Here is a 13562-nt window from a genome sequence, read left to right on the forward strand (position 1 = left end):
GTCACGGCAGCGCCTCCAGCAGCTCGCGCGTGTACGGATGGGACGGCTCGGCCAGCACCTTCGCGGCGGGGCCCGACTCCACCACCTCGCCGTCCTTCATGACCAGCACCCGGTCGGCGATCGTCGAGACCAGGGCCAGGTCGTGGGAGACGAGCAGCAGTGCCAGCCCGCGCTCCTCCCTCAGCCTGCGCAGGACGCCGACCACCTCGGCCTGTACGGTCACGTCGAGGGCGCTCGTGGGCTCGTCGGCCAGGATCACCTCGGCGCCCAGGGCGATGGCCAGCGCGATGGCGAAGCGCTGCGCCTGGCCGCCGGAGATCTCGTGGGGGTAGCGGCGCAGGATCTCGCGGTCGAGCATGACCGCCTCCACGGCCTCCGCCATGATCTCGTCCAGGCGTCCCTTCCCGCCCCGCGCGACTGCACGGGCGGAAGGGGATGGGACGGAGCCGGGAGCCTTGCCCACGCCGTGGAGCTTGAGTGCGCGGCGCATCAGGACGCCGAGGCGGGTGGCGGGGCTGAGGGCGGCCTGGGGCGACTGCATGACCAGCGCCACTCTCGCGCCCCGGATCTCGCGGAGCCGGCGTGGCGAGGCCGTGAGAACGTCGACGCCGCACACCCGTACATGGCCCGAAATTTCGGCATCTGGGGTGAGGCCGAGCAGCGAGAGCAGCGTGGTCGACTTGCCCGAGCCGCTCTCCCCCACGATCGCGACGCACTCCCCCTGGCTCACGTCCAGCTCGGGCACGTCGGCCACGACGCGCCCGCCGTAGCGCACCTGGAGGTCACGCACCTCGATCATTTGACCGCCCTCGTGCTCATGGTCGCGGCCGCTTCGGCACTCGTTGGCTTCGCTCTCTCCTGCCGAGCTCCTCCGCTCCGGTGGTCGAGCGCGTTGCGCAGCCCTTCCCCCAGCACGTTGAACGCGAACGCCGTCACCAGGATGGCGAGCCCGGGGAACGTGACCACCCACCAGTTCGTGGTGAAGAGCGTCTGCCCCTGCTGCACCATCAGGCCCCACTCCGCCGTCGGCTCCTGGGCGCCCAGCCCCAGGTACGACAGCGCCGCCGAGGTCAGGATCACGCCACCCGCATCCAGGGAGAGCTGGACCAGGACGGGGGTGAGCGAGTTCGGCAGCACGTGCCTGAGCACGATCAGCGGCGCCGGCACCCCGAGGCATCTGGCGGCGTCCACGTAGCTGCGGGTGGCGATCGAGGCGGCCACGGAGGCGGCCAGCCGGGTGTACCAGGGCCACCACGTCACCGCGATGGCCAGGATGACCGTGTTCACGCTGGGCTGGAGCACCACGGCCAGGGCCAGGGAGAGCAGCAGCGCGGGGAAGGCCAGGAACACGTCCGTGATTCGCATGATCACGTCTCGGATCCAGCCGCCCGCGTACCCGGCGACCACGCCGAGCGTGACGCCGACCACCGACGACACGGCCAGCACCGCGACCGCGATGAACAGCGAGGTGCGGCCGCCGTACAGGATCCTCGTGAGCACGTCTCTGCCCACCTGGTCGGTCCCGAACCAGTGCGCGCCGCTCGGCGGCTGCAGGCCCTCCAGCGGCTTCAGCTGGTCCACAGGGTACGGCGCCAGCCAGGGCGCGAAGATCGCGGCCAGGACGACCAGCACGATGAGCACCGCGCCGAGCGCGGCGAACCGGTCGGGGATCCTGGGCAGGGTGCGGCGCAGGGGAGCTTCGGTCATCGGGCCCTCGTTCGCGGGTCGACGAAGCCCTGGAGGATGTCCACGACCAGGTTGGCCAGCACGTACACCAGGGCCACCAGCAGGGTGACGCCCGCGATGGCCGGGGTGTCCAGCGAGCGGATCGAGTCGGCGGCGTAGCGGCCCAGGCCCGGCCAGTTGAACACGGCCTCGACGAGGAACCCGTTGACGATGGCGTAGGCGAAGACCAGGGCGATCAGCGACAGGACCGGGTTCAGCGCAGGTCTCAGGGCGAATCTGGTCAGGATGGACGTCTCGCCGAAGCCGAGCGCGCGTTCCAGTCTGGAGTGGTCCTGGCCGGACTCCTCGATGAGCGCCGCCCTGGTCATCTGGGCGATCACCCCCGTCGGGTACGCGGCCACGACCAGCGCGGGCAGCACCAGGTGCTGGAGCGTGCTGGTGAAGATGGGCCAGTTGCCGGTGATGAGGGCGTCGACGACGGTGATGTTCGTCCAGAGGCTGAGCGGGCTGGTGGTGTCGAGTTTGGAGTCGTACTCGCCCGCGATCGGGAACCAGCCGAGGTTGCTGGCGAAGACCGTCTGCAGGGCCAGGGCCAGCCAGAAGACCGGCACAGAGACGGCCAGCATGCTGCCGAACCGCACCCCTATATCCGGAAATTTCGTCTTGTAGCGGGCGGCGAGCACTCCGACCGGGATGCCCACGACGACCGCGATGAGCAGAGCCGTACCGACCAGCTCAAGAGAGGCCGGAAACGCGAGGTAGAGGTCGTCGCGCACCGGTTGCCTGGTGTGCAGGCTGACGCCCCAGTCTCCCGAGAGCAGGTCGCGCACGTAGTTCAGGAGCTGCACGGGGATCGAGTCGTCGAGCCCGAACTGCTTGCGCGCAGCGGCGAGCTCCTCGGGCGTGGCCTTCGGCCCCGCGAACGCGACCGCCGGATCCCCCGGCACCAGCCGCATGACGGCGAACGTGAGCACGACCACGCCGGCCACGACCAGGAGGGCCTGGCCGAGGCGGCGGGTCAGATAACGCAGCATGAGTCAGCTTGCGCGCTTGAGGTCGTAGAAGAAGACGACGTTGGGATAGGCGGGATTGTCCACATATCCCTCGACGTCGGCCGTGAGCGCGCGGGAGTATTTCTGCACGTACGGCACCGCCACCGCCGCCTGCTCCTGGATGATCTTCTTCTGCAGGTCCTGGTAGGCCTGGTCGGCCTTGAGCTGGTCGGTGGCCGTGAGCTGCGGCAGCGAGTCGATCTCCTGGTCGATGCCGGCGTCCTTCAGGTACGACAGGTTGAACTGCGGCTTGTCCGCGCTCTTGAACACGTTGAGGAACCAGGAGTAGGCGTCCGGATAGTCCGGATACCAGTACATGATGAAGATGTCCTGCCCCTTCTTCTTGCCCAGGTCCCACTGCGCGGCCCACGACATGGGCTTGGCCTGCAGCGTCACGTTCATGCCCTTGAGCGCCGAGCTAAGCAGCGTGACCAGCAGCTTCTGGTCGTCATCGCCCTGGGCGTAGGTCAGCGTGAGCTTGAGCTCGGGGTTGTCGGGGCCGTACCCGGCCTCGGCGAGCAGCTCCTGCGCCTTGGCGAGGTCCTGCTTGGGCTCCATGCCACTGACGTGGCCGAGCAGTCCCTCCGGCACCAGGCCGCTGGCCTTCTGGCCCGAGCCCTTCAGCGCCGCCGTCAGGCCGTCGTAGTCGAGCGCGTACTGGAGCGCCTGCCGGATCTTGACGTCCTTCATCGGACCCGTGGCCGTGTTGAACAGCAGCAGCAGGTTCTGGAACGACGGCGACGAGGACGTCTGCACGTTCTGGGTGGTCCCGGCCTGCTCGAAGAGCTGCGGGTTCAGGCGCTGGACGAAGTTCACCTCGCCCTTCTGCAGGAGCTGCCAGGCCGTGGTGATCTCCGGGGTGACCCTGAAGGCGACCTTCTTGTACTGCTCCGGCTTCCAGCCACCCCAGTAAGCGTCGTACGCCTTCAGCGTGAGCTCGGTCTCCTTGCCCTTCTGCCAGGAGTCGATCGTGTACGGGCCCGTGCCGGCGTCCGACTTGCCGTCCTTGTCCACGGCGTTCACGTCGTAGATGTAGGACGCGTAGGCGGAGGAGGCGACCAGGTCGAGCGGTGTGGCGTACTTGAGCGTGAACTTCAGCGTGGACGGGTCCACCGCGTCGATCTTCTTGACCGAGTCCCAGATGTAGGACGCGCCGCCCTTCTTCTCCATCGTCCGCTCGATGGCCTTCTTGGCCGCCTCGGCGTCGAGCGTGGCGCCGGAGTGGAACTTGACGCCCTGGCGCAGCTTGAACGTCCACTCCTTGCCGTCGTCAGCCGAGCTCCACTCGGTCGCCAGGCGCGGCTCGGCCTTGCGGGACTGCGAGTTGTACCTGGTCAGGCCCTCGTAGATGTTCTGCATGGCCATGATCTCGTTGGAGTACGAGGTCGCCGGGTCCCAGTCGGTGACCACGTCCAGGTTGGGCACGTAGACGAACGTGCTGTCGTTGGCCTGCGCGGCCGCGGTCTGATTTCCGCTGCTCGCGGCAGGCGCGGGTGTCCCTCCGGCGCCGCGCACCTGGCCGCCCGCGCACGCGGATGCGGTCAAGGCCAAGGCACCGGAGACCCCGGCGACGAGCAGACGCTTCTGCCAGCGCATGGTGGGGGGATCCTTTCGATCTTTCACCGGGCGAGGGGTCCGGCTGCTTTGACGTGTACCCGCACGGCGGGCTCGGAGAGGTAGCTCAATGGCACCTCGAGGAGGTCCACGATCTCGACGCCGGAGGGATCGGCCCCCGCCGCCACGGCCCGCGCCGCCGCCTCCTCCTTGGCCCTTTCGATCGCTTCTGACCGGCTATCTCCCGCTGGCAAGATCGTATCGACTCTGCCACTCGCGAGTGCGATGGCGGCGCCAACGGCATTGGCCACTTCGGCATGCTCCGGCCGGATGACCCGGCTCGCGCCCGGGATGACATCAGGCAGCAGGAACGCCCCGCCACCCACCGCGACCAGGGGTCTGTCGGTTTTGCCGAGGGCCATCCTGTCCACGGCGTCGATGACCATCTCGTCGGCGATGGCCACCGCTCTTTCCAGGGTGTCTTCCATTCTTTCCGACATGTCGGCTTCCAGCGCCTGTGCGGCCGCTTCGAGGCGCTCGCGCCACCCGGCCGCCTCGTGCGGGCTCCGGCCCGCCGCGACGGCCGCGTCGGTCATCGTCACCGTGGCCCCGCCGAACACGAGTGCCTCCCTGACGATCCGGTAGCCGACGGAGTCGGGGCCGATGCCGCCGTTCCGCACCACCGTCCCGCCGCCGAGCGCGATGGCCAGGATGTCGGGCATGCGGAAGTTGGTCAGCACCCCGCCGATCTCCACCGCCGCCGCCGACTCCCTCGGGAAGCCACCGGCGAGCACGCCGAGGTCGGTGGACGTACCGCCCACATCCACCACGATGGCGTCGGCCACCCCCGACAGGTACGCGGCTCCGCGCAGGGAGTTCGCCGGCCCCGAGCCGATCGTCGAGACCGGCAGCCGGGCGGCGTGCTCGAGCGTCATGAGCGTGCCGTCGTTCTGCGCCAGGTACGGTCTCGCGCCCAGGCCTCGTTCGGCCAGCGCGGTCACCAGGGCCTCGGTCACGTGAGCGGCGACGCCGTACAGGGCGGCGTTGAGCACGGTGGCGTTCTCGCGCTCGAGCAGGCCGAGCGAGCCGATCTCCTGGCTCACCGAGACCGGCAGGCCGTACTCGGCCTTGACCAGTTCCTCGACGAGGCGCTCGTGCTCGCCGCTGGCCGGGCTGAACACGCTGGTGACGGCCACGGCGTCGGCCTCCACGCCGTCCAGGAAGCGGCGGACCTCGTCCAGCCCAGGCCGGCCGATCTCGCGGCCGTCGACGTAGTGGCCGCCGGGCACGATCGCCTCCCCCGCCGAGACGGCCTCGCGCAGGTCGCCGGGCCAGCCGGAGAGCGGAGGGACGGAGGTGGTGGCGGGCGCGCCGAGCCGGAGCACGGCGACGCGCCCGAGGTTCCTGCGCTCGAGGATCGCGTTGGTCGCGTGCGTGGTGCCGAGCATGACCCGGCTGATCCTGGCGTGGGGGCCGGCGTGCCCGTCCGGCCCGGTTGCTCCGGAGCCGAGCGGATCTGTCCCTTGGCTCAGCTCGCCGAGGACCGCGTCGAGGGCGGCCCGCAGCCCCTCCGTCACGTCCGGAGTGGTCGGGCGCTTGGCCTTGGCGATCACGCGGCCGTCGGCGCCGAGCACGACCGCGTCGGTGTTCGTGCCGCCGACGTCGATCCCGATCCGCAGGTCAGCCATGGGTTGTCAGCTCCTCGACGGGAACGTAGTCCAGGTCGTACCCGAAGGCCCGCGGCCCGGCCGTCTCCAGGCCCTTGGGGGTGCGCCAGAGCGGGTCGCACGGCCAGGCGAGCACCGTGACGCGCTGGCCGTACCTGAGGGCCTCGGTCTGGATGGCGCCGGCGGTCTCGGTGTCCACGACGGTGATGAGGTCGGGCACCATGGCCCGAACCCGGCCGTCCTCGAGGGCGACCAGGTTCTCGTTCTGCAGCTCCAGGGTGAGACGGCGGCCCCGATCGTCTCCGGTGCCCTCGATCGCGGCCGTCCCCCTGACGAACCCTCCCGTGGTGCGCCGTTCCACGTCCGTGAGCTTGCCGGTGATCAGCCGTACGGCGCCCAGGCTCTCTTGGAGCGCGCCGAGCGGATCCGCCGCGCCCTCCGTGGCCCTGCCGACCTCGATGGCGCGGGTGACCGTACCCTCGATGACCGCGCCCCTGGCCCGCGCGGTGGTGAGCACGTAGTCGGCCATCAGCGCGCTCGAGCCGGCCGCCACGCACACGGCCCGGGCGAGCCGCTCCGACCAGAGGCCGTCGATGGGGCGGATGGTCACCACGTTGCCCACGATGTCGGACATGATCACCAGGTCGGCCGGGAGCCCCGCCACGTACATGGAGACCATCTGGACCTCGGGGAAGGCCCGGCCCATGCCGTCGGCGTCGAGCAGCGGCAGCCCGAGTTGGGCGGCCCAGGCGACGGGCGCCACGCCGTTCGAGCCCCCGATCTCGGAGGACATGATCGCGCTCGGGGGGCGGCCGAAGAGGCGTTCGATCTCCTCGGCGATGCGCTTGGGCTCGTCCGCGCTGTGCATCATCTCGTGGCTGACGGTCGGGGCCCCGATGCCGGACAGCGGCACGATCAACGCGTCGTCGCCCAGCTCGTCCAGCCCGATCAGCGGGACCTCGCCGTACTGCCGGATGGCCCCGACGGCCGCCAGCGATCCGGCGCGCACGTCGCCCCCGCCACCGGTGCCCAGCACGGCGCACCCTCGGGCGAGAGCCGGAATGTCGCTCTCATCGATGCTCATATGGCGACACAACCTGGCACATTCCGTCTCATTTCGCCAGTCCAGGGCATGTGCTGATGCCTTTGCCTCCCCTCGCAGCGCTTGGTACACCTGAGATCAGGAACGGGAGGGCGCATGCGGATTTCGGTGGCCGCCGACAGCAAAGACGGCGTGGCCGGGCGGGTCGTGTCGGAGCTGCGCAGGCGGGGGCACGAGGTGGTGACCCACGGCGCGCTCAGCGACGAGGAGCGCGCCGACTGGGCGTGGGCCTCCGAGCTGGCCGCCCGCGACGTGAGCGAGGGGCGGGCCGACCAGGCGGTGGTCTGCTGCTGGACCGGCACGGGGGCGTCGATCGCGGCGAACAAGGTGCCGGGCGTCCGCGCGGCGCTGTGCGTGGACGCGTACACCGCCGACGGGGCCAGGAAGTGGAACGACGCGAACGTGCTGGCGCTCAGCCTCCGGCTCACGTCCGACGTGGTGCTCGACGAGATCCTCGACGCCTGGCTGGACGGCCGGCCGAGCACCGACTCCGCCGATGTGGCGAATGTCTCCCACCTCGACGAGATCTGACTACCCTGTGTGGGCATGAACTTACACTGTACGCATTGCGGTGAAGAGGGGCTTGAGCCCGGGTTCATCATGGACTCGGGCGAGAACTCCCGGGGATTCGCCAGATGGGTCGAAGGCGCGCTGGAGCGCGGGATCTTCGGCGGCGCCAAGCTGATGGGCCGGCCCAAGTGGGAGATCGACGCCTATCGCTGCCGGTACTGCCACCACCTGGAGCTTTTCGCAGACCGCCCTTCGTGACCGGCACCCATCGGTGCCTCGTGAGCCGTAATGGCGCCTGACCGGAGCCGGCCGCGGCTTCGTGAGCGCAACCTGTCGCCGCCGAGTCAGGGAAATCGTCGGTGCGGCCGTTTAGGGTGCTTGCCATGACCGACGTCCTGCTCCGCGGCGGGCTCCCCTGGGGGCTCGAGGGCCCTGCCGACATCCTCGTCCGCGACGGCCGGATCCACACCGTCGCCCAGGGCATCGACGCGCCCGGCGCCCTGGTCGCCGACATCGCGGGGCAGCTCGTGCTGCCCGGCCTCGTCGAGGCGCACTGCCATCTCGACAAGACCCTCTACGGCGGTCCGTGGGTGCCCCACTCGGCCGACGACACGCTGGCCGGGCGCATCGGAAACGACCTCGGCCGCCGTGCGGAGCTGGGCGTGCCGAGCGTCGAGCGGATAGGCGCGCTGCTGGAGCGCATGAGCGCGGCGGGCACGTCCCATGTCCGCACCCACACCGACATCGACCCCATAGTGGGGCTGCGGGGCGTGGAGGCCGTGCTCGAGGCGGCCGCGGGCTCCCCCGTCGACGTGCGCCAGGTGGCGTTCCCGCAGCACGGCGTGCTGATCAACCCCGGCACGGCCGAGCTGCTCGAAGAGGCGCTGAAGAGCGGCGTCGAGGCGGTCGGCGGCCTCGATCCGGCGGGCATCGACCGCGACCCCGTGCGCCACCTTGACCTGATCTTCGGATTAGCCGAGCGCTACGGCACCCATCTCGACCTCCATCTCCACGACGGCGGCTCGCTGGGCGGGTGGGAGCTCGAGCTCATCACCGAGCGCACCAGGGCGCTGGGGCTGGCCGACCGGGTGACGGTCAGCCACGCCTACGCGCTAGGCCAGCTCGACGAGGCCCACCAGGACCGCCTGATCCAGGGCTTCGCCGAGGCGGGCGTCGCCATCGCGACCGCGGCGGTCTACAGCTTCCCGGTGCCGCCGATCAAGAAGCTGCGGGCCGCCGGCGTCACGGTCGCCTGCGGTCACGACGGCATCCGCGACCTGTGGGGCCCCTACGGCAGCGGTGACATGCTGGAGCGGGCGATGCACGTCGCCTACCGCAGCACGTTCCGCAGAGACGAGGACATCGAGCTGGCGCTGGAGGCCGCCAGCTACGGCGGGGCCCGCGTGCTCGGGCTGGAGTCGTACGGGCTGGCTCCGGGTGACCGGGCCGACCTGGTCGTCGTGCCGTGCGGGGGCGCGGCCGAGGCGGTGGTCGTTCACCCAGCGCGCACTCTGGTCATGAAAGACGGCGTAGTCCTGCACAATTGACCGGCGGGACCATCGAAAGGCAGGCAAGTGCTCTCTATTCACCAGCGGATCGCTGCAGAGCTGGGCGTACGCGACGGCCAGGTGCAGGCGGCCGTCGAGTTGCTCGACGGCGGCGCCACCGTGCCGTTCATCGCGCGATACCGCAAAGAGGTCACCGGCACCCTCGACGACGCGCAGCTGCGCACGCTCGAAGAGCGCCTGCGCTACCTGCGCGAGCTGGAGGAGCGCAGGGCGGCGATCCTTGAGTCGATCGAGTCTCAGGGCAAGCTCGACGACGATCTGCGTGAGCAGATCATGGCGGCGGAGACCAAGGCCAGGCTCGAGGACATCTACCTGCCCTACAAGCCCAAGCGGCGCACCAAGGCGCAGATCGCCCGCGAGCTGGGCCTGGAACCGCTGGCCGACCAGCTGATCGCCGACCCCACGCTCGACCCCTCCGCGACGGCCGAGGGCTTCGTCACCGAGGGCGTGGCCGACGCGGGCGCGGCGCTCGAAGGGGCCAGGGCGATCCTGATCGAGCGGTTCGCCGAAGACGCCGACCTGATCGGCGGCCTGCGCGAGCAGCTCTGGAGCCGCGGGCGGCTGGTGTCGAAGGTCCGCGAGGGCAAGGAGGAGGCGGGGGCCAAGTTCTCCGACTACTTCGAGTTCGGCGAGCCGTTCACGAAGCTGCCCTCTCACCGGATCCTGGCCATGTTCAGGGGCGAGAAGGAGGAGGTGCTGTCCGTCACGCTGGAGCCGGACGACAGCCCCGACTACGAGCTGCGCATCGCGTCCCGGTTCGGCATCTCCGACCAGGGGCGGCCGGCCGACAAGTGGCTGGGCGAGACCGTGCGCTGGGCCTGGCGCACCCGCATCCTCGTGCACCTCGGCATCGACCTGCGGATGCGGCTGTGGCAGGCGGCCGAGGACGAGGCGGTGCGGGTCTTCGCGGCCAACCTGCGCGACCTGCTGCTCGCCGCCCCCGCCGGGAGCCGGGCCACGATGGGTCTCGACCCCGGTCTGCGTACGGGCGTGAAGGTCGCCGTGGTCGACGCCACGGGCAAGGTCGTCGAGACGGCGACCATCTACCCCCACGAGCCCAAGCGGCAGTGGGACCAGTCGCTGGCCGTCCTCGGTGCGCTCGCGCAGCGCCACGGGGTCGAGCTGATCGCCATCGGCAACGGCACCGCCTCGCGCGAGACCGACAAGCTGGCGGCCGAGCTGGTCCAGCACATGCCGTCGATCACCAAGATCGTCGTTTCGGAGGCCGGGGCCTCGGTCTACTCCGCCTCGCCGTACGCGTCGCAGGAGCTGCCGGAGCTCGACGTGTCACTGCGCGGCGCGGTGTCGATCGCCCGCAGGCTCCAGGACCCGCTGGCCGAGCTCGTCAAGATCGACCCCAAGTCGATCGGCGTCGGCCAATACCAGCACGACCTGGCCGAGTCCAAGCTCTCCCGCTCGCTCGACGCGGTGGTCGAAGACTGCGTCAACGCCGTCGGGGTCGACGTCAACACCGCGTCGGCGCCGCTGCTCACGCGCGTGTCGGGCATCGGCTCCACGCTGGCCGAGAGCATCGTCCGCCACCGCGACGCCAACGGCCCCTTCAGGACGCGCTCCGCGCTCAAGAGCGTGCCCCGGCTCGGGCCCAAGGCGTTCGAGCAGTGCGCGGGATTCCTGCGCATCCGCGGGGGCGACGACCCGCTCGACGTGTCGAGCGTCCACCCCGAGGCCTACCCCGTGGTCCGCCGCATCCTCACGGCGGCCAAGACGGACCTCAAGTCCCTGATCGGCAACACGGCGGCGTTGCGCACCATGAAGCCCGACAGCTTCACGGACGAGACGTTCGGCCTGCCGACGGTGACCGACATCCTGCGGGAGCTGGAGAAGCCCGGCCGCGACCCACGGCCTGCCTTCAAGACGGCCACCTTCAAGGAGGGTGTCGAGAAGATCTCCGACCTGGCCTCGGGCATGATCCTCGAGGGTGTGGTGACCAACGTCGCGGCCTTCGGCGCGTTCGTGGACATCGGCGTCCACCAGGACGGCCTGGTCCACGTCTCGGCCATGTCCCGCAATTACGTCAAGGACCCGCGCGATGTGGTCAAGCCCGGCGACATCGTCCGGGTCAAGGTCCTGGACGTCGACATTCCCCGCAAGCGCATCTCCCTGACCCTCCGCCTGGAGGACGAGACCCCGGCCCAGACCGCCGGCGACGGCCCCCGCAGGGGCGCGGGCCGCGGCGATGGCGCACGGGGCGACGGAAAGGGCAACGGCCCGCGCGACCGCGCCCAGGGGCGTGGCGACGACCAGCGCAACCGAGGCGACGGGGCCCGCGGCGAGGGCCGCCGAGGCGGCGACGGCAACCGGGGTGGCGACTCCGGCCGAGGCGGCGATGGCGGCCGGCGGGGCGGCGGCGACCAGCGCGGCCGCGGTGACGGCCAGCGCGGCGGTCAGCGCCGCCAAGATCGCCCGGCCCCCACGGGCGCCATGGCCGAAGCCCTCCGCAAGGCGGGCCTCACCGGCGACAACTAGCCCGACGGCATCCGCCCGCGGCAACGGCTGACCGGGCGGCGTGCCACCGCGCGGATGCCGGCGGGAGAGCCGCCCCGCCCGTCGCGCACCGTTGCCCGCCGCCGCAGGGTGGTGACGGCGTGCCACCGCACGGATGCCTGGCGGGAGAGAGCCACCCCGCCAGGTCGCGCACCTTTGCCCTCCCCTGCACCGAGGCGGTGGCGTGGTGGAGACCCGCACGGAGGTGCGGCGCGGAGGTGCGGCGCGGAGGTGCGGCGCGGAGGTGCGGCGCGGAGGTGCGGCGCGAAGAAGCCCCGCACGGACGTGGCGGCACAGAGGAGCGCCGCACGCGTCTCACACCTCCGCATGTGCCGCGGCATGGGGTTGCGGGGATGAGGGCTTCTGCGCGCCGGACGGTGCGTCGCCTTGCGCCCAAAGCGGGCCAGGGGCGATACGGTCGAAGTGTGAGCACGACAGCGTTTACCACGGCGATCGCCCAGGCCCGCGACCTCCTCAGGTGGCGGTCGCCGCTGCGGACCGAGTTGTGGGCTGCGCGGCTCACCACCGATCTCGAGCCGGGTGAAGTGGAGTCCTTCCTGGGGCGACTGGTGGAGGACGGCAGCACGGAGGCACGTCTGACCCTCGCTGCCCTCTCCGCCGTCAACACGACCACTGCCGCCGGCGAAGGCGGGAGCCCGTCCGCCGATGAGGACGCGGATGCCGGAGTGTTCGTACGTGCCGGGAGCGGCGTGGTGGAGACGCTGCCCGGGTGGGTGCGGCGGATGGGGCGGGTGACGTGTGAGGGCGCCTGGTACGGCAAGGCCGACCCGTTCGGCGAGCAGACCCTCGCGGCCATGTCCTTCCGCTACGAGAACGGCAAGGAGGCGCATCTCCTCGTAGTCGGCATCGATCAGGTGAGCGGAGGGCTGGCCGTTGACGCGGTGGTCGAGGAGATCAAGTTCCTCGACGACCTGGACCTGCGGGCCGAGGAGCCGGGAGTGGTCGCGGGGCGCGTGCTGGACGCGTTCGAGCTGAGCGACCGGATCATGGGGGCCATGGTCGCCGACACATTGCCCGCCGTGCGGCCGATCGCGCTTTTGCGGGCGCGCGCGGTGCCCGATCTTGTACGGCCGGCGCCCGACGACACGGTGAGCCGGTTCCGCGAGCTGCCCAGGACGGCGGCCGGTGACAGCCCTTCGCCGGAGCGGAGTGGGTTGCCGGACCTGCCCGGCGCGCAGGAGGCGTTCGAGAAGCTGGTGGAGTTCGTTGGCGATCGTCCTTTGTGGTGGAGTCCGGCGAGGGCCACTCAGTTCCTGACGTCATGGCTGCCCAGGGAGGCCATCCTGTCGGAGGCGGGAATCGCGGCAACGCCGGAAGTGGCGCGGGCCTGGAGCCTGTTCTCCGGAGGCCATCCTGAGGTGCTCGCCCGGATCGACGAGGGCGCGCCGCGCCTCCCCGCTCTCATGGCCGATGAGTCCCTGGCCGGGCTCGGCAAGCGCATCGCCCAGGCGCAGCGCGACCGCTGACTCCCGCATGGTCCCCGCCGTGCTGCTCGGCGAGCACCGCGCCAAGGGCCTGTCCGGTGTTCGAATCAAGGGGCCGTGGGCCGAGAACCCGGAGCTGAAGGACCTCTACCAGAGGCTGCTCGCGACCGCGCCCGCCGTACAGGCCAAAGCCCTGCACGTGATGTCCGACTCGCAACGCCGGATCGCCGACGCGCTGCTGAAGGCCTCCCCGGCAGACTGGACCCCATCAGCGCCGCGGCGGCGACCGGCGCGTTCATGGGTGCGGTGCAGGCAGCCGGCCTGGCCGGCCTGGAGACGTACGGCGAGGCGGAGGAGGAGTATCTGACGTCAACCGGGCGGGCCGTGGACATCGCGATGCGCGGCCTGGAATCGCTGTGATGCGTCACTGCGGCGGGTTACGCCAGGCAAACTGGCTCGGCTGTGCAGCACGA

12 protein-coding genes are annotated in these 13562 nt (G+C 70.8%); 6 read left to right on the plus strand and 6 right to left on the minus strand.

The window, feature by feature from the left end:
• Position 1: 1 nt before the first annotated feature.
• From ACQPWU_RS48840 to ACQPWU_RS48865, 6 genes are read right to left on the minus strand one after another with little or no spacing between them, the layout of a single operon-like run.
• A complete protein-coding gene (locus ACQPWU_RS48840; protein WP_433433145.1) occupies positions 2-799 on the minus strand; it encodes an ATP-binding cassette domain-containing protein in 798 nt (265 codons plus the stop codon).
• Complete coding sequence (locus tag ACQPWU_RS48845) at positions 796-1707, minus strand: ABC transporter permease (protein WP_433433146.1); 912 nt, start codon at positions 1705-1707, stop codon at positions 796-798. The genes ACQPWU_RS48840 and ACQPWU_RS48845 overlap by 4 nt, the downstream gene beginning before the upstream one ends.
• Entirely contained in the window at positions 1704-2720 is a 1017-nt protein-coding gene (locus ACQPWU_RS48850; RefSeq protein WP_360698692.1) for an ABC transporter permease, read from the minus strand. Before ACQPWU_RS48850 ends, ACQPWU_RS48845 begins: the two co-directional genes overlap by 4 nt.
• Before the next feature lie 3 nt (positions 2721-2723).
• Complete coding sequence (locus ACQPWU_RS48855) at positions 2724-4334, minus strand: ABC transporter substrate-binding protein (RefSeq protein WP_433433148.1); 1611 nt, start codon at positions 4332-4334, stop codon at positions 2724-2726.
• Between the two features lie 23 nt (positions 4335-4357).
• Entirely contained in the window at positions 4358-5980 is a 1623-nt protein-coding gene (locus tag ACQPWU_RS48860) for a hydantoinase/oxoprolinase family protein (RefSeq protein WP_433433150.1), read from the minus strand.
• The gene (locus ACQPWU_RS48865) at positions 5973-7043 is read right to left on the minus strand and encodes a DUF917 domain-containing protein (RefSeq protein ID WP_433433152.1); all 1071 of its coding nucleotides are present in this window, start codon (positions 7041-7043) and stop codon (positions 5973-5975) included. The genes ACQPWU_RS48860 and ACQPWU_RS48865 overlap by 8 nt, the downstream gene beginning before the upstream one ends.
• Positions 7044-7157: 114 nt before the next feature.
• Between ACQPWU_RS48865 and ACQPWU_RS48870 the strand changes: the two genes are divergently transcribed.
• The 6 genes from ACQPWU_RS48870 (at position 7158) to ACQPWU_RS48895 (ending at position 13509) form a co-directional block, all read left to right on the plus strand.
• Positions 7158-7592, plus strand: coding sequence for an RpiB/LacA/LacB family sugar-phosphate isomerase (locus ACQPWU_RS48870; RefSeq protein WP_360710444.1), 435 nt, complete (start codon positions 7158-7160; stop codon positions 7590-7592).
• 15 nt (positions 7593-7607) lie between these two features.
• On the plus strand, positions 7608-7829 hold the full coding sequence (locus tag ACQPWU_RS48875) for a hypothetical protein (RefSeq protein WP_360710446.1): 222 nt from the start codon (positions 7608-7610) through the stop codon (positions 7827-7829).
• Between the two features lie 125 nt (positions 7830-7954).
• Entirely contained in the window at positions 7955-9118 is a 1164-nt protein-coding gene (locus ACQPWU_RS48880) for an amidohydrolase (RefSeq protein ID WP_433433155.1), read from the plus strand.
• 27 nt (positions 9119-9145) lie between these two features.
• Positions 9146-11626 (plus strand): Tex family protein, encoded by a 2481-nt coding sequence (locus ACQPWU_RS48885; RefSeq protein WP_433433156.1) that lies wholly within the window; start codon positions 9146-9148, stop codon positions 11624-11626.
• Between the two features lie 443 nt (positions 11627-12069).
• Entirely contained in the window at positions 12070-13131 is a 1062-nt protein-coding gene (locus ACQPWU_RS48890; protein ID WP_433433158.1) for a hypothetical protein, read from the plus strand.
• Positions 13132-13386: 255 nt separating this feature from the next.
• A complete protein-coding gene (locus tag ACQPWU_RS48895) occupies positions 13387-13509 on the plus strand; it encodes a hypothetical protein (RefSeq protein WP_433433160.1) in 123 nt (40 codons plus the stop codon).
• The last annotated feature ends 53 nt before the right edge of the window (positions 13510-13562 follow it).

The sequence above is a fragment of the Nonomuraea sp. CA-141351 genome (assembly GCF_050944675.1).
Taxonomy (GTDB): domain Bacteria; phylum Actinomycetota; class Actinomycetes; order Streptosporangiales; family Streptosporangiaceae; genus Nonomuraea.

Bases quoted from the DNA above. Each gene is read 5' to 3' on its own strand.
- ACQPWU_RS48865 (WP_433433152.1), bottom strand. From the start codon at position 7,043: ATGAGCATCGATGAGAGCGACATTCCGGCTCTCGCCCGAGGGTGCGCC.
- ACQPWU_RS48880 (WP_433433155.1), top strand. From the start codon at position 7,955: ATGACCGACGTCCTGCTCCGCGGCGGGCTCCCCTGGGGGCTCGAGGGC.
- ACQPWU_RS48875 (WP_360710446.1), top strand. From the start codon at position 7,608: ATGAACTTACACTGTACGCATTGCGGTGAAGAGGGGCTTGAGCCCGGG.
- ACQPWU_RS48895 (WP_433433160.1), top strand. From the start codon at position 13,387: ATGGGTGCGGTGCAGGCAGCCGGCCTGGCCGGCCTGGAGACGTACGGC.
- ACQPWU_RS48855 (WP_433433148.1), bottom strand. From the start codon at position 4,334: ATGCGCTGGCAGAAGCGTCTGCTCGTCGCCGGGGTCTCCGGTGCCTTG.
- ACQPWU_RS48860 (WP_433433150.1), bottom strand. From the start codon at position 5,980: ATGGCTGACCTGCGGATCGGGATCGACGTCGGCGGCACGAACACCGAC.
- ACQPWU_RS48870 (WP_360710444.1), top strand. From the start codon at position 7,158: ATGCGGATTTCGGTGGCCGCCGACAGCAAAGACGGCGTGGCCGGGCGG.
- ACQPWU_RS48840 (WP_433433145.1), bottom strand. From the start codon at position 799: ATGATCGAGGTGCGTGACCTCCAGGTGCGCTACGGCGGGCGCGTCGTG.
- ACQPWU_RS48845 (WP_433433146.1), bottom strand. From the start codon at position 1,707: ATGACCGAAGCTCCCCTGCGCCGCACCCTGCCCAGGATCCCCGACCGG.
- ACQPWU_RS48850 (WP_360698692.1), bottom strand. From the start codon at position 2,720: ATGCTGCGTTATCTGACCCGCCGCCTCGGCCAGGCCCTCCTGGTCGTG.